Source organism: Micromonospora sp. NPDC005161 (assembly GCF_053599855.1).
Genome location: NZ_JBSFYQ010000042.1, coordinates 12,265 through 34,559, shown reverse-complemented (window position 1 = coordinate 34,559; position 22,295 = coordinate 12,265). Strand labels below are relative to the sequence as shown.

Genomic DNA, 22,295 nt, shown 5'->3' with positions numbered 1-22,295 from the left:
GATGACGCAAACCTCTTGATCGTCGACAGGGGAGTGGTGGCATGCGGGTGCTCGTGGTGGGGGCCAGTGGGTTTCTGGGCGGGGAGGTGTGCCGGCGGGCTTCGGGCGCCGGATGGTCGGTGGTGGGCACATGCCACTCCGGCGACATCACCACGCCGGGCGTCACGGTCCGCCGGCTGGATGTGACCGACCGGGCCGCCGTGCGCGCGCTGGTGGCCGAGGTGCGCCCGGACGCGGTGGTCTCCACCCCCTACCGGTACGACGACTGGACGGTCACCGCCGACGGGGCTGCGCACGTGGCGGTCGCCGCGGCGGAGGTGGGCGCCCGGCTGGTGCACATGTCCAGCGACGCGTTGCACGGCGGCCGGGCCGAGCCGTACGGCGACGACGAGCCGCCGAGCCCGGTCAACGCGTACGGGGCCGCGAAGGCGGCGGCCGAGACCGCCGTGCGGGCGATCGATCCCGGTGCGGCGCTGGTGCGTACCTCGCTGATCCTGGGCGAGGGCAGCAAGCAGATCGAGCTCTGCCGGGAGGCGCTCGCCGGGCGGGTCACCCTGTTCACCGACATGATCCGCTGCCCGGTCGACGTCACCGACCTGGCCGACGCCGTGCTGGAGCTGGTCGACGGCACGTACGCCGGGCCGCTGAACGTGGCCGGCGCGGACGCGGTCAGCCGGGCCGAGCTGGGTCTGCTGGTCGCCGAGCGGTTCGATCTCGACTCGGCCGGGCTGAAGACCACCACCAGCGCCGCCGCAGGGTTGGCCGGGCCTGGCGACGTCCGCCTGGACTGCGCCCGTGCCGCCGGTCTGCTGCGTACCCGGCTGCGCGGGGTGCGCGAGTTCCTGGCCCGCTGAGCCGCCGCCCCACGAATGCACACTTCCTATGCACAACTCTTGTGCATAGGAAGTGTGCAGAGATAGTGTGCAGTCATGGCGGATGACGAAGAGGCGCCCCGGCCGGCGCCACGCGAGGTACGGATCGACAAACGGCAGGTCCGGGTGCTGGCGCACCCGCTGCGGATGCGGCTCCTCGGGGCCCTGCGGGTGAACGGGCCCGCCACCGCCACCACCCTGGCGGAACTGCTCGGCACCAACACCGGCGCGACCAGCTACCACCTGCGCCAACTCGCCGAGGTCGGCCTGGTCACCGAGGATCCCGACCGGGGCAGCGGACGGCAGCGCTGGTGGCAGGCGGCGCACGACGTCACCAACTGGGAGCCGACCGACTTCGACGACGACCCCGACGCCCGGGCCGCGATCGAGTGGATCCAGGGCGACCAGGTACGCCTCCTCGCCGAGACCGCCGAACGCTGGTTCACCACCCAGCACGAGTGGTCCGTCGCCTGGCGGGACGCCATCGGCATGGGCGACATCTTCATGACCATCCCGCCGGACCGGCTCAAGGAGCTCCAGGCGGAGGTGTGGCAGGTGCTGGAGCGGTACCACCGCGAGGCCGACCCCGTCGACGCCGCCGACCCGCAGGCCCGCCCGGTGCAGGTCTTCCTGGCCGCCTACCCGTTGCGCGAGGGCCTCCGGTGAGCGCGCTGACCGTACGCCAGGTCCGGCGTCGCTACCTCACGCTCTACGGCCTGCGCTGGCTGCCCACCGGTCTGATGATCCCGGTGATGATCCTGCTGATGCAGGAGCGCGGCCTGTCGCTGCCACAGATCGGCCTGGTCGGCACCGCGCAGGGCCTGCTGGTGCTGGCGCTGGAGCTGCCGACCGGCGGGCTCGCCGACGCCCTCGGCCGCCGACCGGTGCTGCTCGCCGCCGGAGCGCTCAACCTCGTCTCGCTGTCCCTGTTCGCGGTGGCGAACTCGTTCGTGCTGTTCTTCGCGGTCTGGGCGTTGCAGGGGATCTACCGGGCGCTGGACAGCGGCCCGTTGGAGTCCTGGTACGTCGACGCCACCGTGGCCGCCGACCCCGAGGCGGAGTACGAGCGCGGGCTCGGCCACGCCGGCACCGTCGCCGGGCTGTCCATCGGCGCCGGCGCGCTGCTCAGCGGCGGCCTGGTCGCACTCGGCCCGATCGGGCCGGTCAGCGCGCTCACCCTGCCCGTGCTGGTCGCCATCCTCGCCCAGGCGGCGGCGCTTGTCGCCCTGCTCGTCCTGCTGGTGGAGCAGCGCCCGGCCACCGGAGCGGCGGCACTGCGGGCCTCGGTCGTCCAGGCGCCCCGGATGATCGGCGAGGCGGTCGGGCTGCTGCGCCGGTCCCGGGTGCTGCTGGCCCTGGTCGCGGTGGAGCTGTTCTGGGGCTTCGGCATGGTCACCTTCGAGTCGCTGCTCCCGGTCCGGCTCGCCGAGGTGGTCGGCGATCCCGAACGTGCCGCCGCGCTGCTCGGGCCGGCCAACTCGGCCGCCTGGCTCGCCTCGGCGGCCGGCGCGGCGCTGACACCGCTGCTGCTGCGCTGGCTCGGCGCCGCGCCGGGCGCGGCCCTGCTGCGCATCCTGCAGGGCATCACGGTGGTCGGGATGGGCCTGTTCGCCGGACCCGTCGGGGTGCTCCTGGCCTACCTGGCCTGCTACACCGTGCACGGCGCGTCGAACCCGCTGCACAGCGGACTGCTGCACCGTCAGGTCGACGGCCCGTACCGGACCAGCGTGCTCTCGCTGAACTCGATGATGGCGCAGCCGGCCGGCGCGCTCGGCGGGGTGGTGCTGACCGCGCTCGCCGCCGCGACCAGTGTGGGCACCGCCATGGTGGTCGGCGGGGTGGTGCTGGCCGTCGCCGCACCGCTCTACCTGCCCGCCTGGCGGGCCGGCCGCCGGATCGCCGCGGACCCGACCGACCCGCCCCTGGCTCCCGTACCCGCCGAGCAGCACGCCAGCCGTTAGGCAGGGGCGCGCTCAGGCAAGGCGGATCGAGGTGAGGTGGTGGGTGTTGGTGAAGCCGAGCCGCCGGTAGAGGCGTACCGCCCCGACGTTGTCGGGGTAGACGCCGAGCCCGACGGTGTCGTGGCGGGCCAGCAGCGCGCGGGTCATCGCGGCGGTCAGCGCCGCGCCCCACCCGCGTCCCCGCTGGTCGGGAGCCACGGTCAGGCCGGCCAGAAAACCGATGTCACCCCGGCTGCGGTCCGCGCCGCACGCCACGAGCCGACCACCGGCCCGGATGCCGTACCAGTCGACCACCCGTGGATCACCCGGCCGGGAGGTGGTGTTCGGGAACGCCTCGTCGATCAGCGCGTCGAGCGCCGGATGGTCGGCCTCGGTGAGCCGGACGACCCGCTGCTCACCCGGCTGCGTCGGCGGCGCCACGACGGTCCAGTGGAAGTCCCAGTCGACGTGCTCGGCCACCGCCAGCCGGCCGGCCACCAGGTCGGGATCGAGCCGGGGCAGGTGCATCCGGTGCTCCGGCCGCAGCACCCCGTCGGCGACCAGCGCGACGACCATGTCGAGCACCGGTCCGGCGGGACCGATCGCGTCCGCGCCGGGACCGCGCTCGGGCGGCAACAACCAGAGCACCGCGCCGTCGCGCCGGTAGCCGCGTGCCGGCGCGTCGCGCCAGAGCGCGTGCCGGGCGAACGGGTGGTGGCCGGCGGCGGCCAGGACGTCGGCCCGGTCGTGGAGCACCTGGTCGTCGATGATCATGGCGTCCAGCCTAGGAGCCGGGGAACGGAGGACCGCGCCGGGTCGGGGTGACTGCCCGGATCCACGGTGGAGATTGACGGGTCGACCGATTGGGTACATCACGCGCCGACCTACTGGGAACCCCCACCGGAGGACCGACATGCTCGCCATTCTCGCGGCCATCGTCTTTGGCTTCGCCCTGCTGATCGACCTGCTCGACACGAACTTCGGGGCGCCTGACCTGTTCAACTGGAACACTCTCGTGCTCCTCGGGCTGTTCCTGCTCGCGCTCTACCTGGGTGGCGTGGGCAGCGGCCCGCGCGGCGGTGGCGGCGGCCGCTGGTACCGGGGTCGGCGCCCTGGTCGTGGCTGACCGGAACCGATCACGGGTTGCCCGGCTCGCGGCGCGATTCCGGCGTCGCGGGCCCGGCCCGGTACTGTCTTCGTGATGGAGTCCGACGCTCTCTTCTCCCTCGGTGCACCCGCCGGGCCGCGCAGCGCGCCCGCCGGTCCCGCCGGTGTCGACGGCTTCACTCCGGTAGCGGACGATTCGCCCCTGCCCGTCCGGATGCGCCCGGCGAACCTCGACGAGTTGGTCGGGCAGGACCACCTGCTCGCCCCCGGTGCGCCGCTGCGGCAGCTGGTCTCCGGCGGCGCCCCGATGTCGGTGATCCTCTGGGGACCGCCGGGCAGCGGCAAGACGACCATCGCGCACCTGGTGGCCGCGGCCACCGACCGCCGGTTCGTCGCCATGTCGGCGCTCTCCGCCGGGGTCAAGGACGTCCGGGCGGTGATCGAGACGGCCCGCCGCCAGCGCCGCTCGGGCGGCCCGCAGACCGTGCTCTTCATCGACGAGGTGCACCGGTTCAGCAAGACCCAGCAGGATTCCCTGCTCGCCGCCGTCGAGGACCGTACGGTCACGCTGCTGGCCGCGACCACCGAGAACCCGTACTTCTCCGTCATCTCCCCACTGCTGTCGCGGTGTGTGCTGCTCACTCTGCAACCGCTGAACGACGACGCCGTGCGAGGGCTGCTCCGCCGTGCCGTCGCCGACGAGCGCGGCCTGGGCGGCGTGCTCACCCTCGCCGCCGAGGCCGAGGACCACCTGGTCCGGCTCGCCGCCGGTGACGTCCGCAAGGCGCTGACCGCGCTGGAGGCGGCGGCGGCCTCCGCCACGGCGCTCGGCGCCGGGCGGATCGACCTCGCCACCGCCGAGCAGGCGGTCGACGTGGCGGCGGTGCGCTACGACCGCGACGGCGACGCCCACTACGACGTGGTCAGCGCGTTCATCAAGAGCATGCGCGGTTCGGACGTGGACGCCGCGGTGCACTGGCTGGCCCGGATGCTGGTCGCTGGGGAGGACGCCCGGTTCATCGCCCGCCGGCTGGTCATCTTCGCCAGCGAGGACGTGGGCATGGCCGACCCGGCCGCGTTGAGCGTGGCCACCGCCGCCGCGCACGCCGTCGAGTACGTCGGTCTGCCGGAAGCGCAGCTCAACCTGGCCCAGGCGGTGATCCACCTGGCGACCGCGCCCAAGTCGAACTCGGCGACCACCGCCATCGGCGCCGCCATCGCCGACGTTCGGGCCGGCAAGGGCGGGCCGGTGCCGCGCGGGCTGCGCGACGCGCACTACGCCGGCGCCCGGGGGCTGGGCCACGGCACCGGCTACCGCTACCCGCACGACGACCAGCGCGGCGTGCTCACCCAGCAGTACGTCCCGGACGACCTGGTGGGCACCGACTACTACCGGCCCAGCCCACACGGGGCGGAGCGGTCGGTGGCCACCCGGCTGCCGTTGCTGCGCCGGATCGTGCGCGGGCTGCCGGCTCCGGCGGCCCCGCCGGTCGGATCGTCCGTAACGGCGCAGACCGCGCCGGCGCTTGCCGACGAGAACGGTCGTCCCGCGACGGGCACGCCTGGTCCCGGCGCGATGCAGGACAGCGGCACGAACGCCGCAGGAGAGGGTCAACAGTGAAGTCGCGTGGTGCGGACCGCCCGGACGAGGGCCCGGACGAGCGGCGCGATTCCCGCGCCAAGGGGCGCCGCTGGGGTCGAGGCCGGGCCGAGGCCGAGCCGGAGGCACCGGCACCCGGTGAGGAGTTCGGCTGGATCGACGACCTGCGCTCGGCCAAGCAGCAGCGCGGCGAGCTGGGCCCCGACGGTGCCCCGGCCGAGCCCGCCGGCCCGCGCGGGGGCGCGCCGGTGCCGCCGCCGGACGGACCGTGGCCGGGCGAGGCGCCGCCGCAGCCGGGCCGCCGGCCGGACGAGCGGCCCGCCACCGACCGACCCCGGTCCGCTGCCGGCGCCGCCGTCCCCGGTCAGCCGCCGCGCCGCGGTGCGGTGCCGGTGCCCGGCACCGGGCCCCGTGCCGCCGTGCCGCCGCCGGCTCCACCCACCGTCGCCCGACCGGTCGGCGGTGACCCGGCGGGCCCACCCGGGACCCGACCGACGTCCGGCGCGCCGGCCGGCCCGACCCGGCCCCGTCCGTCGGCCGTCCCGCCCGGCGCACCCGCCGGCCCACCGACCTCGGGCGTCCCCCAGACCGGCCGTAGGCCGGCCGCCGCCGCGCCGGCCGGCCGGGCGGACGCGATGCCGCCACCGCGCCGCCCGGACGCCGCGCCACAGGGCCGCCGACCGGCCCCGGAGCCGACCGAACCGGGCCGTCCGCTGCCCACCGACGGCGGCCCTGCCGGCCGGCGCGCGGCCGGCCCTGCGCCCGATCCGGCCCGGGCTGCCGCCGCGGCCGGCCCGGCCCGGCCCGGCGCCACACCGGCCGGCGCAACGCCGCCGGTCCCCGATGGCCTGCGACCCGATCCCGCCGTCGACCGTGACCCGCGCACCGCCCGGCGTCGCCCCGGCCCGGTCGACCCAGGCGCACCGGAGCCGTCCGGCCGCGGGCCCGCGGCGCCCACCCGCCCGGCCGCCGGCGGTCGCCGTCGCGCCGCCGAGCCCGCCGCGCCGGTGGTGCCCCGTTCGGGCAACGCGCCGGCACTGCCCGACGCGTCCACCGGTCACACCGGCGGCACGCCCACCGTCGGTCCGGACGGCACCGGGCGGCGCCGGGCCGTCCCGGACGAGCAGGGCCGACGCGCGCCGACCGGCGGCGAGCCCCGGGCGGAGCGCCCGGAGCGGCCAGCCGACTGGCTGCGTCAGGCCGGCCGCCTGCCGCACACCGACCCCGCCCTTCCGGTGGTCAACCGGCGAGGCGGCACCCCGCCCGCCGCGGAACGCCGTCCGGCGCCGCCCGCGGGTCCGGATGTCACCGGCGGTTCACCCGGCCCGCTCGCCGTGCCGGACTCGGCCGCGCCGCGCGCCGGCCGCCGGCCCGCCGGTCCGCCGCCCGACCCGGGCGCGAATGCCCCCACCGGTCGCCGTGCCGCCCGGCCGGGCACGCCCGATTCCATCGGTGAGCAGCCGAGCGGGGGCCCGACCTATCCACCAGCCGCTGGCGAGCGGCCCGCCGGCCGTCGGGGCGCTCCGGCGAACACCCCGGACCCCAACGGTCGACGCCGCCGCCCGTCGGCGGAGCCCGGCAACGACGTGCCCGCCGGCCCGGGGCGACCCGGCGCGGCGGGCAACCGCGGCGACGACCCGTACGCCGGTCCCGCCGGCGGCGGGCGGCCGGCACCTGGTGGCGCTCCCGCCGGTCCGGGCGCACCGCCCCGGGGCGCCGCCCGCTCCACCCCGCCGGGCCGGGCCCGACCCGCCCCCGGCGACGCGCCGGTCTCGGGCGCCGGCCGGCGTGGCCCCGACGGACCGCCCCGGACCGCCCCCGGCGTCGAGCCTGCCGCCCGGGGCGCCGCCCGCCCGGACGGCCCGGCCCGTGCCGCCGTTGCACCGGGCGCCGGCCCGGACGGCCCGACCCGGCCGCGCCCCGACGGCCCGGCCCGCGCCGCTGTCCGCCCGCCCGGCGCCGCACAGCCGCCCGGTGGCGACGAGCGAGCGGGCGGCGAGCCCGGCAGCGGTCCCGCCGTACCCGGGGTGGCCCGCGCCGGTGCGCCCGTTCGGCCCGCGCCGGCGGACCGCGCCGCCGGCCGTGCGCTGCCGCCGCACCGGGAGCTCGGCCGCCCCGAACCGACCGGCGTCGCTCCGGTGCCGCCACCCGGCCGCGCGGGCGAGCCCGTCGGCGTGGCCCGGGCCGCCGCCGTGGTGCCCCCGCCGGCTGGCGCGGTGGACCGGCCGGCGCCCGAGCCGACCGCCGGGCCCGCGCTGCGCGCGCCCGGCCGGGACGTGTCCGACGACGACGCCGCCCCGGGTGGCCGGTCCGAGGCGCGCCGGCAGTCGCGCGAGCGTCGCCGCCTGCGGGCGGCGGTGCTGGCGCTGGTCAGCATCGTGCTGCTCGGCGCGGTGCCGCTCTTCTTCGGCATCCGTACGCTGAGCCGTGACCCGGTCTTCGACAACCTGGACCAGCTGAACGTGCCGGGCTGGGCCGCCGCGAAGACGGTCGACGACGTCAGTGGCAGCCGCTGGTGCCTGCTCGACTGCCGGCTGCGCGAGCGCACCGTCACCTCGGAGAAGTCGCCGGAGGAGACGGCGCGGGTCTACGAGAGCGCGCTGCGCCAGGACGGCTGGCAACCGTGGAAGGTGGCCCGCTGCCCGGAGCCGGAGACGAAGGGCAGCTACACCTGCTGGCGTCGTGACGAGCTGACCCTCGACCTGTGGGTACGCGAGCCGACCTGCGTGCCGCCGCCGGTCGACAACAAACCGGCGGTCGTGCCGTCTCCCGAGCCGTCGGCCGCTGCGGCGGAGTGCGCCGGCTCGTTGGTGTCGGTGAAGGTACGCAACGCGATCGACGACGAGCGGACCAGGCCCCAGCCGAGCACCGATCCGTCACTGACCGGAGAGGATCCGTTCCCGACCGTCAGCGCGGACCCGCTGGGTGAGTTGACGCCCTCACCGTCGTGAGCGGGTCTCCATCACGGACGGTAGGGTCTGGGGCTGGCGGGCCCGAGCCCCGCTGCCGCTGACCGGTGACGGCTCGGCGGGCCCGATACGGGTACCACGGTTGTGTGTCCGGGGGCGTCGGGTCCTGAGGAACTCTGCTTGAGGAGGACAGGCGTGGGCGACATTGGTGAGGTTGCGGCGCTGGTCGCGGCGTGCGCGTTCGCGGTGCTGGTGCTCATCCTGACGCTGCCCATCCTGCGGCTGCGGCACACGGTGGACGCCACCACCCGGATGATCAACGACCTCAACGATCGGACCGCGCCGCTGCTCGGTGACGTGAACACCACGGTGAAGAACGTCAACACCGCCCTGGAGCAGGTGCAGACCTCGCTCGACGGCGTGAACCTCCAGCTGGCGAAGGTCGACACGATGACCAGCCACGCGCAGAACGTCACCGCGAACGTCGCCAACCTGGTCACCGTGGTCTCCGCCGCGGCCGCGAACCCGCTGGTCAAGGTGGCCGCGTTCGGCTACGGCGTGCGCCGTGCCGCCGCCAGCCGCCGTCACGCCGAGACCGAGCGCGAGGTGCGCGACACCATCAAGCAGCAGCGGCGGGCCGCCCGGCGCGGCAACCACTGACCGGCCGGTCCACCAGGAGGTAGCGAGACATGAGGCGGTTGTTCTGGCTCGGCATCGGTCTGGCCGTCGGCGTGGTGGTGGTCCGCAAGGCGACCCGGACCGCGCAGGCGTACACCCCGGCCGGCATCGCCAGCACGTTGTCGGAATCCGCTGGCGGGCTGGTCGAATCGCTGCGTAGCTTCGTGGAGGACGTTCGGGTCGGGATGGCCGAGCGCGAGCAGGAGATCCACCAGGCGTTCGCCCAGGGTGAGGCGTTCGACGACCAGTTCGCCGAGTTGCGGGAGGACCCGCGGATCGGTGATCGAGAAATCTTTCCGGAGGAACACCAGCGATGAAGACGGCGGAGATCAAGCGGCGGTACCTCGCCCACTTCGAGGCGAACGGCCACGCCGTGGTGCCGTCCGCTCCGCTGCCCGCCATCAGCGACCCGAACCTGCTGTTCGTCAACGCCGGTATGGTGCAGTTCGTCCCATATTTCCTGGGCCAGCAGACCCCGCCGTACCAGCGGGCGGTCAGCGTGCAGAAGTGCATCCGCACCCCGGACATCGACGAGGTCGGCAAGACCAGCCGACACGGCACGTTCTTCCAGATGAACGGCAACTTCTCCTTCGGTGACTACTTCAAGGAGGGGGCGATCCCGCTCGCCTGGGAGCTGATCACCAAGCCGCAGGACCAGGGCGGGTACGGCCTCGACCCGGAGCGGGTCTGGCCGTCCATCTATCTCGACGACGACGAGGCGTTCGAGATCTGGCGCTCGATCGGCGTGCCGGCCGAGCGGATCGTCCGCCGGGGCAAGGCGGACAACTTCTGGTCGATGGGCATTCCCGGGCCGTGCGGCCCGTCCTCGGAGCTGTTCTACGACCGGGGCCCGGAGTACGGCCGCGAGGGCGGCCCGGCGGTCGACGAGGACCGCTACATGGAGTTCTGGAACCTCGTCTTCATGCAGTTCGAGCGGGGTCCGGGCACCACCAAGGACGACTACCCGATCCTGGGTGACCTGCCGGCGAGGAACATCGACACCGGCATGGGCCTGGAGCGGATGGCCTCGATCCTGCAGGGCGTCGACAACCTCTACGAGATCGACGAGGTCCGGCCGATCCTGGCCCGGGCGGCTGAGCTGACCGGCAAGCGCTACGGCGCGCACTCTGGCCACGTGGCCAGCGAGTCGCACCCGGACGACGTCCGGCTGCGGGTGATCGCCGATCACGTGCGGACCGCGCTGATGTTGATCGGCGACGGCGTGACCCCGAGCAACGAGGGGCGCGGTTACGTGCTGCGTCGGATCATGCGCCGGGCGATCCGGTCGATCCGGTTGCTCGGTTGGCAGGAGAGGGCGCTGCCCGAGTTGCTGCCGGTGGCCCGGGACTGCATGGCGCCGTCGTACCCGGAGCTGGCGACCGACTTCGACCGCATCTCGCAGTACGCGTACGCCGAGGAGGAAGCCTTCCTTTCGACGCTGCGCGCCGGCACCACGATCCTGGACACGGCGATCGCCGAGACCCGCACCGCGGGCGGCGCGGCGCTGTCCGGGGCGAAGGCGTTCCAGCTGCACGACACGTACGGCTTCCCGATCGACCTGACCCTGGAGATCGCCGCGGAGCAGGGCCTTCGCGTCGACGACGAGGGCTTCCGCCGGCTGATGGCCGACCAGCGGACCCGGGCGAAGGCGGACGCGCAGGCCCGCAAGACCGGGCACACCGACGTGTCGGCGTACCGGTCGGTGCTCGACGCGGACGGCCCGGTGACGTTCACCGGGTACAGCGAGGTGGCGCGCGAGTCGCGGGTGCGGGCGCTGCTCGGCGAGGACGGCCCGCGCCAGGCGGCGACCGAGGGCGACACCATCGAGCTGGTGCTCGACACGACCCCGTTCTACGCCGAGGGCGGTGGTCAGCAGCCCGACCAGGGCATGATCACCGTGGGCGGTGGTCAAATCGAGGTGTTCGACGTGCAGCAGCCGGTGCCCGGCCTGATCGTGCACCGGGCCCGGGTGATCCGGGGTGAGGTGCGTGCAGGCGAGACCGGCTTCGCGGAGATCGACGCCACCCGGCGGCGGGCGATCTCCCGGTCGCACACCGCGACCCACCTGGTGCACCAGACCATGCGCAACTTCCTCGGCGACTCGGCCACCCAGGCGGGTTCGCTGAACGCGCCGGGCCGCCTGCGGTTCGACTTCAACACCCCGACCGGTGTGTCGCCGAGCGTGCTGCACGACGTGGAGCAGCAGGTCAACGAGGTGCTCCTGGCCGACCTGGAGGTGCACGCCTTCATCACGTCGCTGGACGAGGCGCGGCGGATCGGGGCGATGGCGCTCTTCGGCGAGAAGTATGGCGAGGAGGTGCGGGTCGTCGAGGTGGGCGACTACGCCCGGGAGCTGTGCGGCGGCACGCACGTGGCCCGCTCGGCGCAGCTCGGCCTGGTGAAGATCCTCTCCGAGTCGTCGATCGGCTCCGGCGTCCGTCGGGTCGAGGCGCTGGTCGGCATGGACGCCTTCGGCTTCCTGGCCCGCGAGCACCTGCTGGTCTCCCGCCTGGCCGAGCTGTACCGGGTGCCGAACGACCAGGTCGCCGACCGGGTGGAGCAGACCGTCACCCAGCTCCGGGACGCGGAGAAGGAGCTGGAGAAGCTGCGCGCCCAGCTGGTGCTGGGCGGGGCGGCGGCGCTCGCCGCCCAGGCCAGGGACGTGCGCGGGGTGGCGTACGTGGGCACCGAGGCGCCGGAGGGCGCGGCCGGCAACGATGTGCGGACGCTGGCCCAGGAGATCCGCGGCAAGATCGACCCGTCGCGGCCGGCGGTGGTCGCGGTGGCGGCTCGCGCGAACGGCAAGGCGTCCCTGGTGGTGGCGGTCAACCAGGCCGCTCGCAGTCGGGGCCTGGCCGCCTCGGATCTGGTGAAGGCGGCGTTCTCCGGGCGCGGCGGGGGTAGCCCCGATCTGGCCCAGGGTGGCGGCCTGCCGGCGGCCGAGGCGCCGAACCTGTTGCTCACCGTCGAGAAGGCGGTCACCGAGGCGTGATGGACGACCATTGTTCGACCAGGGCGGGCCGATCGGTCCGCCCTGGTTCGTCCGCGCCCAGAGGTGACGATCGGTGACTGAGCTGACGCGCGGGGTGCGGATCGGGGTGGATGTCGGTCAGGTCCGGGTGGGGGTGTCCCGCTCGGACCCGGACGGCGTGCTGGCGGTCCCGCTGGTCACCCTGGCCCGCGACCTGACCGCGGCGCCGGACGCGGTGCCGAGCGACCTCGCCGAGCTGGCGGCGCTGGTGGCCGAGCATGAGGCCGTCCAGGTTGTCGTCGGCCTTCCGGTCAATCTCGCCGGGAAGCACGGCCCGGCGGCTGTCCACGTGAAGGCGTACGCTGACCGACTGGTCGATGTGATAGCGCCCGTCCCGGTAACGCTCACTGACGAGAGGATGTCGACCGTGGTCGCTTCTCGTAGGCTTGCCGAGCGTGGCGTTCGGGGCAAGCGTCAACGTGCGGTTGTCGACCAGGCGGCCGCAGTGGAGATTCTGCAGAGCTGGCTGGACGCGCAGCGGAGGCGGACGTAATGATCGACGATCTGGATCTTGGGTTCGACGAGCCGGAGCGGGGGCAGAAGGGCCGGCACCGGCACGGCTTCGTCCGCAAGCGCAAGGGCGGGTCCGGGGGTCGGGGCAAGACATTCCTGGCCCTGCTGCTGGCCCTGTTCCTGCTGGGCGGCATCGGCGGCGGAGCCTTCTACGGCTTCGACCGGATCCAGAACTACTTCGTCACCCCGGACTACGACGGCGCCGGCGCCGGTGAGGTAACCGTCGAGATCAAGCAGGGCGCACTGCTCGCCGACATGGCCGACGCGCTGGTCACCGCCGACGTGGTGAAGAGCCAGAAGGCGTTCGTCGAGGCCGCCGAGGCGAACTCGCGCAGCAAGAACATCCAGCCGGGCACGTACAAGCTGCGCAAGCAGATGAGCGGCGCGAGCGCCGTCACCGCGATGCTCGACCTGAAAAACAAGATCGTCAACGGCCTGACCATCCCCGAGGGCCGCACCAGCTTGAACATCTACAAGCTGCTCTCCGAGAAGACCAAGATCCCGGTCAAGGACTTCCAGACCGCCGCGAAGGACCCGGAGGGGCTCGGCGTCCCGGCATGGTGGTTCAAGCGCGACGACGGCAAGAAGGTCGTCAAGTCCGTCGAGGGCTTCCTCTACCCGGACACGTACGAGATCCCGCCCAAGGCCACCGCGGAGAGCATCCTCAAGCTCATGGTGGACAACTTCCTGTCGGTGACCGGCGAGATGAAGTTCGCCGATCGGGTGCAGAAGGAACGCAAGGTCAGCCCGTACGAGGCGCTGATCGTGTCCTCGCTGGCCCAGGCCGAGGCAGGCAACAAGGACGACCTGGGCAAGGTCGCCCGGGTGGCCTACAACCGGGTATACGGGGAGTTCCCCTGCAACTGCCTGGAGATGGACGTCACGGTCAACTACTACCTGGAGTCGATCGGCAAACCGACCAAGAGGTCCGCGGACATGACGGAAGCCGAGCTGACCGACCCGAAGAACCCCTACAACCGCAAGCTGCGGGGCCTGATCCCCACCCCGATCAACAACCCAGGCAAGCAGGCCCTGGAAGGTGCGATGGATCCGCCACCGGGCAAGTGGGTCTTCTTCGTGGCGATCGACAAGCAGGGCCACTCCGAGTTCGCCGAGACGTCCGAGCAGCACGAGCGCAATAAGGCCAAGGCCAGGGAGGCCGGCATCATCTGATGGCGCTGCGACGACGGGCGGCGGTGGTGGGCAAGCCGATCGCGCACTCCCTCTCCCCGGTGATCCACACCGCCGGCTACACGGCGGCCGGGCTGGTCGGGTGGTCGTACACCCGGATCGAGTGCGCGGCGGCGGAGCTGGCGGACCTCGTCGCCGGCCTCGGCCCGGAGTGGGCCGGGCTGTCGGTGACCATGCCGGGCAAGGAGGCGGCGCTCGCGGTGGCCGCGGAGGCGTCGCCGGTCGCCCTCGCCGTCGGCGCGGCCAACACGCTGGTACGCCGGCCCGACGGCTCCTGGTACGCGGACAACACCGACGTCGCGGGCATGGTCCAGGTGCTCACCGTGGCCGGGGTGACGCCCGGCGCCAGCGTCACCGTGCTCGGCGCCGGCGGCACCGCCCGCGCGGCCCTGGCCGCCGCCGCCCGACTCGGTGCGACCTCCACGACCGTGGTGGCCCGGCGGGCGGTGGCGGTCGACGAGCTGCGACCGGTGGCGGCGGCGGTCGGGGTGGAGCTGACGGGAGTGGCCTGGGAGCACGCGGCCGCGCGGGCCGGTGCCGACGTCGTGGTCTCGACCGTGCCGAAGGGGGTTGCCGACCCGCTTGCTGGGACGGTTCACTGGCGACCGTCCACCGTGCTCTTCGAGGCGCTCTACGATCCGTGGCCGACACCGCTGGCCGCGTCCGCGCTCGCCGCCGGCTGCCCGGTGGTGTCCGGACTCGACCTGCTGCTCGCCCAGGCGGTGGGCCAGTTCGAGCAGTTCACCGGGGTGCCCGCGCCGGTCGAGGCGATGCGTGCGGCGCTCGCCGCGGCCCGGCGCTGAGTTGGGCGACGCCGCCGTCCGGGTCCGCCGACCAGGTGGGCGTAACCGACGCGCCGCCAGGTCGTTTGCCGGCCCTGCTTGCCTGTACGCGACCTCTCTTATGCTTTGGTTAAGTCGTGTCGTAGGTTCGGTTTCCTGCGCGCCACGAGTGTCGCCGGTCGATACGCTGCTGCCGGTAATCGCCGCCTAGACAGGGAGTGTTCCTTGAGCAGGCACGGAGTCGACCACGCCGCACCGGGTGCAGGAAAGCGACGCAAGGCCGTCGTCCTCAGTGTCCTGAGTGCCGGCGTGGTCGCCGGCGTGGTGGCCACGATGATGCCGCTGACGGCGGCGGAGGTGTCACCGATCGTGCTGACCGCGGCGGCGGACACCACCGCCACGCAGGTCGCGCAGGACGGCGACAACGGCGTCAAGACGACGCTGGCCAGCTGCCCGCGACTCTGCGACGGCAACCGCAACGGCCAGCGCGACGCGCTGCTGGAGTTCGCGGTGCGCGGCCTGCCCGCCGACGCAGTGAACGTCCGGGCCACCCTGCGGGTGTACGCCTGGCAGCAGTTCGCCTCGCGGGTGCGGGCGCACCCAGCGCAGGGCAGCGCCGCGGGGGCGGGCGCCTGGGCCCAGCGGCCCCCGATCGGCGATCGTCGCCAGCTGGGGAAGATTCGTCAGGTCTCGGTGGGGTCGGGCAGCGACTGTCGCCCTGGTGGCAAGCCTCGTGACGAGCATCTCCGAGGTGCCCGCTTAGCGAGCCGAAGCGGCACCTCGTCCCAAGCCGGCCGAGGTACTTGAGCATCCGGACGAGATCGCTGCTCTCGTCACCGCCCGGATGACCGGCCAGCTGGTCCGGATCACCGGCATGACACGGAGTTGGCTGAGTACGTCGCCCACCCCAACGGGCAGATCGAGGCGAAGGTTCACGCCGGTCCGGTCCGGATGCGGCAGGACGGGAGGTGGGTCCCGATCGACCTCACCCCGCAACCCGCGGCGGACAGCTCCGTCCGAGCCCTCGCACACCCGTTGGAGCCAAATGGAACCGCCGACCGACGATCACCGGGGCCGCCGTCGTTGTCCCGGCTCGACCTTGACCAAGCGCCCACCTCCGTCCCGGTGCCTGCTCGCTCGGACCAACGCGATGCGAACATCTGGCCGGTGGGGGTGAGAAGCGGCCCGAGCAGTAGCGCTTCCAGCTACCCAGCCCAATGAAGTCGTTCCATCAGTGCTCATCAGCAGTTTCCAGCGACCACTCCCACACGTCGAGGTTCGCGTCAACGTCCGCGTCCGCAGGGCGGGACGCGCCGGGCGGCACGTCGGGGCGGCCACCGGCCGTGACAGACTGACCGCTGTGTTGCGCTGGTTGACTGCAGGTGAATCGCACGGTCCCGCCCTCGTCGCGCTGCTGGAGGGGGTGCCGGCCGGCATCGAGGTGAGCACCACCGAGATCGCCGACGAGCTGGCCCGCCGGCGGCTGGGCTACGGCCGTGGCGCCCGGATGTCGTTCGAGCGGGACGAGGTCGACGTGCTCGGCGGCCTGCGGCACGGCGTCACCCTGGGCAGCCCGGTGGCGATCCGGGTGGGCAACTCCGAGTGGCCGAAGTGGCGCACGGTGATGGCCGCCGACCCGGTGGACCCCGACGAGCTGGCCCGGCAGGCCCGCAACGCGCCGCTGACCCGCCCCCGGCCGGGCCACGCCGACCTGGCCGGCATGCAGAAGTACGGCCACACCGACGCCCGGCCCATCCTGGAGCGGGCCAGCGCCCGGGAGACCGCGGCCCGGGTGGCCGTGGGCGCGGTCGCCAAGGCGCTGATCCGGCAGGCGCTCGGCATCGAGATCGTCTCGCACGTCGTCGAGCTAGGCCCGGTGGCCGCGAAGTCCGGGCTGCGCCCGAGCCCGCAGGACGCCGCCCGGATCGACGCCGACCCGCTGCGCTGCCTCGACCCGGAGGCCAGCGCGCTGATGGTCGCCGAGGTGGACGCCGCGAAGAAGGCCGCCGACACCCTCGGCGGCGTGGTCGAGGTGCTGGCGTACGGGGTGCCGCCGGGGCTGGGCAGCCACGTGCAGTGGGACCGCAAGCTCGACGCCCGACTGGCCACCGCGCTGATGTCGATCCAGGCGATCAAGGGTGTGGAGATCGGCGACGGCTGGCAGCAGGCCCGGTCCCGCGGCTCCGAGGCGCACGACGAGATCATCCCGTCGGCGACCGGCGTCCGCCGGGTCACCGACCGGGCTGGAGGGCTCGAGGGCGGCATCACCACCGGTGAGCCGCTGCGCGTCCGTGCCGCGATGAAGCCCATCTCGTCGCTGAACCGGGCCCTGGCCACCGTGGACGTCACCACCGGCGAGCCGGCCACGGCGATCAACCAGCGCTCGGACGTCTGCGCGGTTCCCGCCGCCGCGGTGGTCGCCGAGGCGATGGTCGCGCTGGTGCTGGCCGAAGCGGCCACCGAGAAGTTCGGCGGGGACTCGGTCGCCGAGATCCGCCGCAACGTGATCGGCTACCTCGACGCGCTGGTCATCCGCTGATGGCGCCGGTCGTCGTCCTGGTCGGTGCGCCCGGCTGCGGCAAGACCACGGTCGGGGAGGCGCTCGCCACGGCCCTCGGGGTGGAGTTCCGCGACACCGACACCGACATCGAGCGGATGGCCGGCAAGCCCATCCCGGAGATCTTCATCGACGAGGGTGAGGAGCACTTCCGTACCCTCGAACGGGCGGCGGTGGCCGCGGCGCTGGCTGCCAGCGCGGGGGTGCTCGCCCTCGGCGGCGGCGCGGTTCTCGCCGAGGAGACCCGCGCCGCCCTGGTCGGGCACCGGGTGGTGCACCTCTCGGTCGAGCTGCCCGACGCGGTGAAGCGGGTCGGGCTGGGCGCCGGCCGCCCACTGCTGGCGATCAACCCGCGGGCCACCCTCAAGCACCTGATGGACCAGCGCCGGCCGCTGTACGCGGAGGTGGCCACCGCGACGGTGGCCACCGACGGCCGGACCCCGGCGGAGATCGTCGCCGAGATCGCCGCGCTGCTCACCCGCTGACGCCGGCCCGGCCGGCGCGCGACCGGCCGGGCGGCGGGCGGGCCGGTTCCCCGTTCGCGGGGCCTCTCCTCAGCCTCGGGCGGCGGCGTCGAGCACGTCGGCCAGGGCCTTCGGCTCGCTGAGCATCGGCCAGTGCCCGGTCGGCAGCTCGAACAGCTGGCCACCGGCCAACCCGGTGAAGAACGGGTGCCGCTCGGCGATCATCTGCCGCACCACCGCCAGCGGGAAGGTGCTGGCGACCAGCGCGGTCGGGACCGGGCGACCGCCGGTGCGGCGCACCGGTTCGGTGGCGGCCCGCAGCGGCTGCGGGGTGGCCCGGGCACGCAGCAGGGCCAGCGTCGGTTCGTCCAGCCCGGCCAGGTTGGTCGGGTCGGCGTCCGGGTCGAAGGCCGGTGGCGGCAGCAGGTGGCCGGTGCCGATCGCGGCCCGAAGCTTCTCCTGCTCCTCCGGCGGCACGGTGTCGAACTGCGCGACGCCGTCTGGCAGCGGCCCGCTCTCCACGTAGACCACCCGGGCGATCCGGTCCGGGATGCGGTCTGCCGCCTGGGCGACCGGCATGCCGCCGCCGGAGTGCCCGACCAGCAGCACCTCGCGCAGGTCCTCGACCTCGATCAGCCGGACGATGTCCGCGGTGTGCGTCTCCAGGCCCACCTCCGGCCCGCCCAGGTGGTCCCGCTCGGCCAACCCGGTCAGCGTCATCGGATACACCTCGTGCCCCTGCGCGCGCAGCGCCGCGGTCACGTCCCGCCACGCCCAGGCGCCCAACCAGAAACCCGGCACCAGCACGAACGTCGCCATCTGTCGCTCCTTCTCTCGGTTACCGGATGACCGTACGATCGAAACCGGACAGAATCCGCCCGGTTTCGAGGAGTTGTCGGTGTCGCATCCCGCCGGCCGCGTGCTGGCCCTGCTCGAACTGCTGCAGACCCGGCACCGGGCGACGGCCGCTGATCTCGCGGGCCGGCTCGGCGTGGACGAGCGCACCGTGCGCCGGTACGCGGCCACCCTGGTCGAGTTGGGCATCCCCGTCATCGCCGACCGGGGCCGCTACGGCGGCTACCGGCTGCACCCCGGGTACAAGCTGCCGCCCCTGATGCTCACCGACGACGAGGCGGTGGCCGTGCTGCTCGGTCTGGTCGTCGCCGAACGGGTCGGGCTGGCCACCGAACTGCCGGCCACCGCCACCGCGCTGGCCAAGATCCGCCGGGTGCTGCCGGTGGCGCTCGCCGACCGGCTGACCGCCGTGCAGGAACATCTCGGCTTTACCCTGCGGCGTACGGAGCCGGAACGGGGGCCGGCGTCCGGCACCCTGCTCACCCTGGCCGCGGCCGCCCGGCACCGACAGCGGGTGGCGCTGGACTACCGCTCCTGGCGAGGTGAACGGTCGCACCGCGAGCTCGACCCGTACGGGCTGGTCTTCCACGCGGGCCGCTGGTACGTCACCGGCCACGACCACCGGCGCGGGGAAATCCGCACCTTCCGGCTGGACCGGATCGGCGCCGTGACGCCCGGAGTGGCGACGTTCACCGTGCCGGACGGCTTCGACCCGGTGGCCCGCGTGACCCGGTCGCTGGCCGGCGTGCCCTACACGCACGAGGTCGAGGTGCTGCTGGAGACCGACCTGGTCACCGTTCGACGCCGCGTCCCGCCCACCGTGGCCGAGCTGACCGCCACCGGCGACGGGGTGCTGCTGCGGGCGCGGGCGGAGAGCCTGCCCGGCATGGCGGCGCTGCTGGCCGGGCTGGGCTGCCCCTTCACCGTGCGGCACCCGGACGCGTTGCGCACCGCCGTGGCCGAGCACGCCCGTGCGCTGGCGGACTGGGCCGCCCGGCCAGCAGGTGGGCGGCCGCCCTCGCCACGCCGGCCGCTGGACTAGGCTGCCGGCGATGGACGAGGTGACCCGGATCCCGGTCGGCGGCGAACGGCCGTACGACGTGCTGGTCGGACGCGACCTGTTGGACACACTGCCCGGGCTGCTGCCCGGCGCGACCCGGGCGGCGGTGCTGCACGCGCCTCCGCTCAAGGGGCTGGCCGACGCGCTCGGCGAACGGCTGCGCGCGGCCGGCGTCGAGCCGCTGCCGATCGAGGTGCCTGACGCCGAGGGGGGCAAGCAGATCGACGTTGCCGCCGCCTGCTGGGATCGGCTCGGCGCGGCCGGTTTCACCCGTACCGACGCGGTGGTCGGTGTTGGCGGCGGCGCGGTGACCGACCTGGCCGGCTTCGTCGCGGCCTGCTGGCTGCGCGGGGTGCGCTGGGTGCCGGTGGCCACCTCACTGCTGGGCATGGTGGACGCCGCGGTCGGCGGCAAGACCGGGATCAACACCACCGCCGGCAAGAACCTGGTGGGCGCGTTCCACCCGCCGGTCGGCGTGCTGGCCGACCTGGCCACGCTGGACAGTCTGCCCCCGGTCGACCTGGCGGCCGGGCTGGCCGAGGTGGTCAAGTGTGGCTTCATCGCCGATCCGGCGATCCTGGATCTGGTCGAGCGTGAGCCGGCGGCCGCCACCGACCCGCGCGGGGCGGTCACCCGGGAGCTGATCGAGCGGGCGATCCGGGTCAAGGCCGACGTGGTCTCCGGTGACCTGCGTGAGTCGGGCGTGCGGGAGGTGCTCAACTACGGCCACACGCTGGCCCACGCGATCGAGCAGGTCGAGGGCTACCGCTGGCGGCACGGCCATGCCGTCGCCGTCGGCCTGGTGTACGCCGCCGCGCTGGCCCGGCTCGCCGGCCGGCTGGACGCGCCGACCGCCGACCGGCACCGGGTCACCCTGGCCGCGCTCGGCCTGCCAGTGAGCTACCCGGCCGACGCCTGGTCGCAGCTGCTGGCCGTGATGCGGGTGGACAAGAAGGCCCGGGGCAGCCGGCTGCGGTTCGTGGTGCTGGACGGGCTGGCCCGCCCGGCGATGCTCGAGGGCCCGGACGACGCGCTGCTCGCGGCCGCCTACCGGGAGGTGGGCACGGCGTGAGGGTGTACGTGTTGAACGGGCCGAACCTGGGCCGGCTGGGCACCCGCGAGCCGGCGGTGTACGGCGCGACCAGCTACGCCGACATGGTGGCGCTCTGCGAGCGGACCGGCCGGGAGCTGGGGCTCGACGTGACGGTCCGGCAGACCGACGCCGAGCACGAGCTGCTCGGCTGGCTGCACTCCGCCGCCGACGAGGGCGCCGCGGTGGTGCTCAACCCGGCCGCCTGGTCGCACTACTCGTACGCCTTGCGGGACGCCTGCGCCATGCTGCGCGGGCCGTTGGTCGAGGTGCACATCTCCAACATCCACGCCCGCGAGGAGTTCCGGCACCACTCGGTGATCTCCGCGGTGGCGACCGGCGTGATCTGCGGGCTCGGCATCGACGGCTACCGACTCGCCCTGCACCACCTGGCCACCCGCTCCAGCTGAGCAGCACTCGGGCTCTGTCCCGCAGCCCCCGCCGCCGTGGTGGCCTGGTGGCCTGGTGGCTTGGTCGGCGGTGAGGCCGACTGCTCGTGAGTAGTCGCCAGGTCTCACCCATCGTGATGCCCTCTCCTCGTCACCGGGCGTCACGATTGACATCCGCAGCCCCGACCCCCGCCGGTGGAGAGCGCCCCTGGTTCGCGTCCTTTGCTCTGCTTCAACGGACGCAACAGAGGCGGTGAGCTGCGGATATGTGATTTTCGTCGGGGTGTCAGGTGATCGTCCGCGCCTCACGGACCGTGACTGTTGCGTCCGGTGAAGCAGAGCAAAGGGCGTGGGGCTGGCGGGCGGCAGGAGGCGCAGCGTGACGATCTGTCACGGTTCTCGGGTCCCTGTCGCCAGCACCGGTCGACGCCCGAACGACGGCGGGTAACGCGCCTCGACGCAGCTAGGGCGTGTTTCAGGAGTGCTGGCCGGCCTGCGCCGGGCCCAGCCGCCGCCCGGCAGCGTTGTCGGGGTGTCCGGATACAACACCGGTATCCGGACACCGCTCCGCCTTGCCGAACGACGCCTGGACTCCGGCTCGGCTCGACCGACACTTCTGAAACACGCCCTAGTAGACTCCTAGGGTCTGTCCGCCAATTGATGATCAAGGCAGGAAATGGCCTCCACCAACGACCTCAAAAACGGCCTGGTACTCAACCTCGACGGCGAGCTCTGGGCCGTCGTCGAGTTCCAGCACGTCAAGCCCGGTAAGGGTGGTGCGTTCGTGCGCACCACGCTGAAGAACGTGCTGTCCGGGAAGGTGGTCGACAAGACCTTCAACGCGGGCACCAAGGTCGAGACCGCGACCGTGGACAAGCGCACGATGCAGTACCTGTACGCCGACGGCGAAGACTACGTCTTCATGGATCTGGAGACCTTCGACCAGATCACCGTCCCCGGCGGCACCGTCGGTGAGGCGACCAACTACCTCCTCCCCGAGGCCGAGGCGACCGTCGCCACCCACGAGGGCGTCCCGCTCTACATCGAGCTGCCCACCAGCGTTGTGCTGGAGGTCACCTACACCGAGCCGGGTCTGCAGGGCGACCGGTCGACCGGCGGCAACAAGCCGGCCACCGTCGAGACCGGCGCGACCGTGCAGGTGCCGCTGTTCATCACCACCGGCGAGAAGATCAAGGTCGACACGCGCGACGGCCGTTACCTCGGCCGCTCCTGATGGCAGAGGGTCCCAAGCAGCAG

At 73.7% G+C, this 22,295-nt stretch carries 21 protein-coding genes; 19 read left to right on the top strand and 2 right to left on the bottom strand.

What is annotated here, in order from left to right; genetic code table 11:
- The first annotated feature begins 41 nt into the window (after positions 1–41).
- The 3 genes from ACWD5O_RS29955 (at position 42) to ACWD5O_RS29945 (ending at position 2,833) form a co-directional block, all read left to right on the top strand.
- Complete coding sequence (locus tag ACWD5O_RS29955) at positions 42–854, top strand: sugar nucleotide-binding protein (RefSeq protein WP_450087362.1); 813 nt, start codon at positions 42–44, stop codon at positions 852–854.
- 75 nt (positions 855–929) lie between these two features.
- Positions 930–1,538, top strand: coding sequence for an ArsR/SmtB family transcription factor (locus ACWD5O_RS29950; RefSeq protein ID WP_450087361.1), 609 nt, complete (start codon positions 930–932; stop codon positions 1,536–1,538).
- On the top strand, positions 1,535–2,833 hold the full coding sequence (locus tag ACWD5O_RS29945) for an MFS transporter (RefSeq protein ID WP_450087360.1): 1,299 nt from the start codon (positions 1,535–1,537) through the stop codon (positions 2,831–2,833). The genes ACWD5O_RS29950 and ACWD5O_RS29945 overlap by 4 nt, the downstream gene beginning before the upstream one ends.
- 12 nt (positions 2,834–2,845) lie before the next feature.
- On the opposite strand, the gene ACWD5O_RS29940 is transcribed toward ACWD5O_RS29945, so the two are convergent.
- Positions 2,846–3,586 carry a GNAT family N-acetyltransferase gene (locus ACWD5O_RS29940; RefSeq protein ID WP_450087359.1) on the bottom strand — a complete coding sequence of 247 codons (741 nt, stop codon included), beginning with the start codon at positions 3,584–3,586 and terminating at the stop codon, positions 2,846–2,848.
- A 139-nt stretch (positions 3,587–3,725) separates the two neighbouring features.
- Between ACWD5O_RS29940 and ACWD5O_RS29935 the strand changes: the two genes are divergently transcribed.
- From ACWD5O_RS29935 to ACWD5O_RS29880, 12 genes are all read left to right on the top strand, one after another.
- Positions 3,726–3,938: a hypothetical protein gene (locus ACWD5O_RS29935; RefSeq protein ID WP_089016611.1), complete on the top strand. Its 213-nt coding sequence runs from the start codon at positions 3,726–3,728 to the stop codon at positions 3,936–3,938.
- A 75-nt stretch (positions 3,939–4,013) separates the two neighbouring features.
- Positions 4,014–5,540: a replication-associated recombination protein A gene (locus tag ACWD5O_RS29930; RefSeq protein ID WP_450087358.1), complete on the top strand. Its 1,527-nt coding sequence runs from the start codon at positions 4,014–4,016 to the stop codon at positions 5,538–5,540.
- 2,255 nt (positions 5,541–7,795) lie between these two features.
- A complete protein-coding gene (locus ACWD5O_RS29925; RefSeq protein WP_387325896.1) occupies positions 7,796–8,470 on the top strand; it encodes a hypothetical protein in 675 nt (224 codons plus the stop codon).
- Positions 8,471–8,623: 153 nt separating this feature from the next.
- Positions 8,624–9,088: a DUF948 domain-containing protein gene (locus ACWD5O_RS29920; protein WP_450087357.1), complete on the top strand. Its 465-nt coding sequence runs from the start codon at positions 8,624–8,626 to the stop codon at positions 9,086–9,088.
- A gap of 29 nt (positions 9,089–9,117) precedes the next feature.
- Entirely contained in the window at positions 9,118–9,423 is a 306-nt protein-coding gene (locus ACWD5O_RS29915; RefSeq protein ID WP_354964221.1) for a hypothetical protein, read from the top strand.
- Entirely contained in the window at positions 9,420–12,098 is a 2,679-nt protein-coding gene (gene alaS / locus ACWD5O_RS29910; protein ID WP_450087356.1) for an alanine--tRNA ligase, read from the top strand. Before ACWD5O_RS29915 ends, alaS begins: the two co-directional genes overlap by 4 nt.
- A 73-nt stretch (positions 12,099–12,171) precedes the next feature.
- Complete coding sequence (gene ruvX, locus ACWD5O_RS29905) at positions 12,172–12,630, top strand: Holliday junction resolvase RuvX (RefSeq protein WP_354964223.1); 459 nt, start codon at positions 12,172–12,174, stop codon at positions 12,628–12,630.
- A complete protein-coding gene (mltG, locus tag ACWD5O_RS29900) occupies positions 12,630–13,823 on the top strand; it encodes an endolytic transglycosylase MltG (protein WP_450087355.1) in 1,194 nt (397 codons plus the stop codon). The genes ruvX and mltG overlap by 1 nt, the downstream gene beginning before the upstream one ends.
- Positions 13,823–14,644 (top strand): shikimate dehydrogenase, encoded by an 822-nt coding sequence (locus ACWD5O_RS29895; RefSeq protein ID WP_450087354.1) that lies wholly within the window; start codon positions 13,823–13,825, stop codon positions 14,642–14,644. Before mltG ends, ACWD5O_RS29895 begins: the two co-directional genes overlap by 1 nt.
- A gap of 204 nt (positions 14,645–14,848) precedes the next feature.
- On the top strand, positions 14,849–15,430 hold the full coding sequence (locus ACWD5O_RS29890; protein WP_450087353.1) for a hypothetical protein: 582 nt from the start codon (positions 14,849–14,851) through the stop codon (positions 15,428–15,430).
- Between the two features lie 553 nt (positions 15,431–15,983).
- Entirely contained in the window at positions 15,984–17,162 is a 1,179-nt protein-coding gene (gene aroC / locus ACWD5O_RS29885; RefSeq protein ID WP_450087352.1) for a chorismate synthase, read from the top strand.
- On the top strand, positions 17,162–17,665 hold the full coding sequence (locus ACWD5O_RS29880; RefSeq protein WP_450087351.1) for a shikimate kinase: 504 nt from the start codon (positions 17,162–17,164) through the stop codon (positions 17,663–17,665). Before aroC ends, ACWD5O_RS29880 begins: the two co-directional genes overlap by 1 nt.
- Before the next feature lie 69 nt (positions 17,666–17,734).
- Here ACWD5O_RS29880 and ACWD5O_RS29875 read toward each other — a convergent pair whose 3' ends face one another.
- The gene (locus ACWD5O_RS29875) at positions 17,735–18,463 is read right to left on the bottom strand and encodes an alpha/beta fold hydrolase (protein ID WP_354964229.1); all 729 of its coding nucleotides are present in this window, start codon (positions 18,461–18,463) and stop codon (positions 17,735–17,737) included.
- 79 nt (positions 18,464–18,542) lie between these two features.
- Here ACWD5O_RS29875 and ACWD5O_RS29870 point away from each other — a divergent pair, with 79 nt between their 5' ends.
- The 4 genes from ACWD5O_RS29870 to efp all read left to right on the top strand — a co-directional run bounded on the left by ACWD5O_RS29870 (position 18,543) and on the right by efp (position 22,272).
- Positions 18,543–19,541, top strand: a complete 999-nt coding sequence (locus ACWD5O_RS29870) for a helix-turn-helix transcriptional regulator (protein ID WP_450087350.1) — start codon at positions 18,543–18,545, stop codon at positions 19,539–19,541.
- Between the two features lie 10 nt (positions 19,542–19,551).
- Positions 19,552–20,631: a 3-dehydroquinate synthase gene (gene aroB, locus ACWD5O_RS29865; RefSeq protein ID WP_450087349.1), complete on the top strand. Its 1,080-nt coding sequence runs from the start codon at positions 19,552–19,554 to the stop codon at positions 20,629–20,631.
- Complete coding sequence (gene aroQ, locus ACWD5O_RS29860) at positions 20,628–21,059, top strand: type II 3-dehydroquinate dehydratase (RefSeq protein ID WP_450087348.1); 432 nt, start codon at positions 20,628–20,630, stop codon at positions 21,057–21,059. The genes aroB and aroQ overlap by 4 nt, the downstream gene beginning before the upstream one ends.
- Positions 21,060–21,714: 655 nt before the next feature.
- Positions 21,715–22,272, top strand: coding sequence for an elongation factor P (gene efp, locus ACWD5O_RS29855; RefSeq protein ID WP_450087347.1), 558 nt, complete (start codon positions 21,715–21,717; stop codon positions 22,270–22,272).
- Positions 22,273–22,295 lie beyond the last annotated feature (23 nt).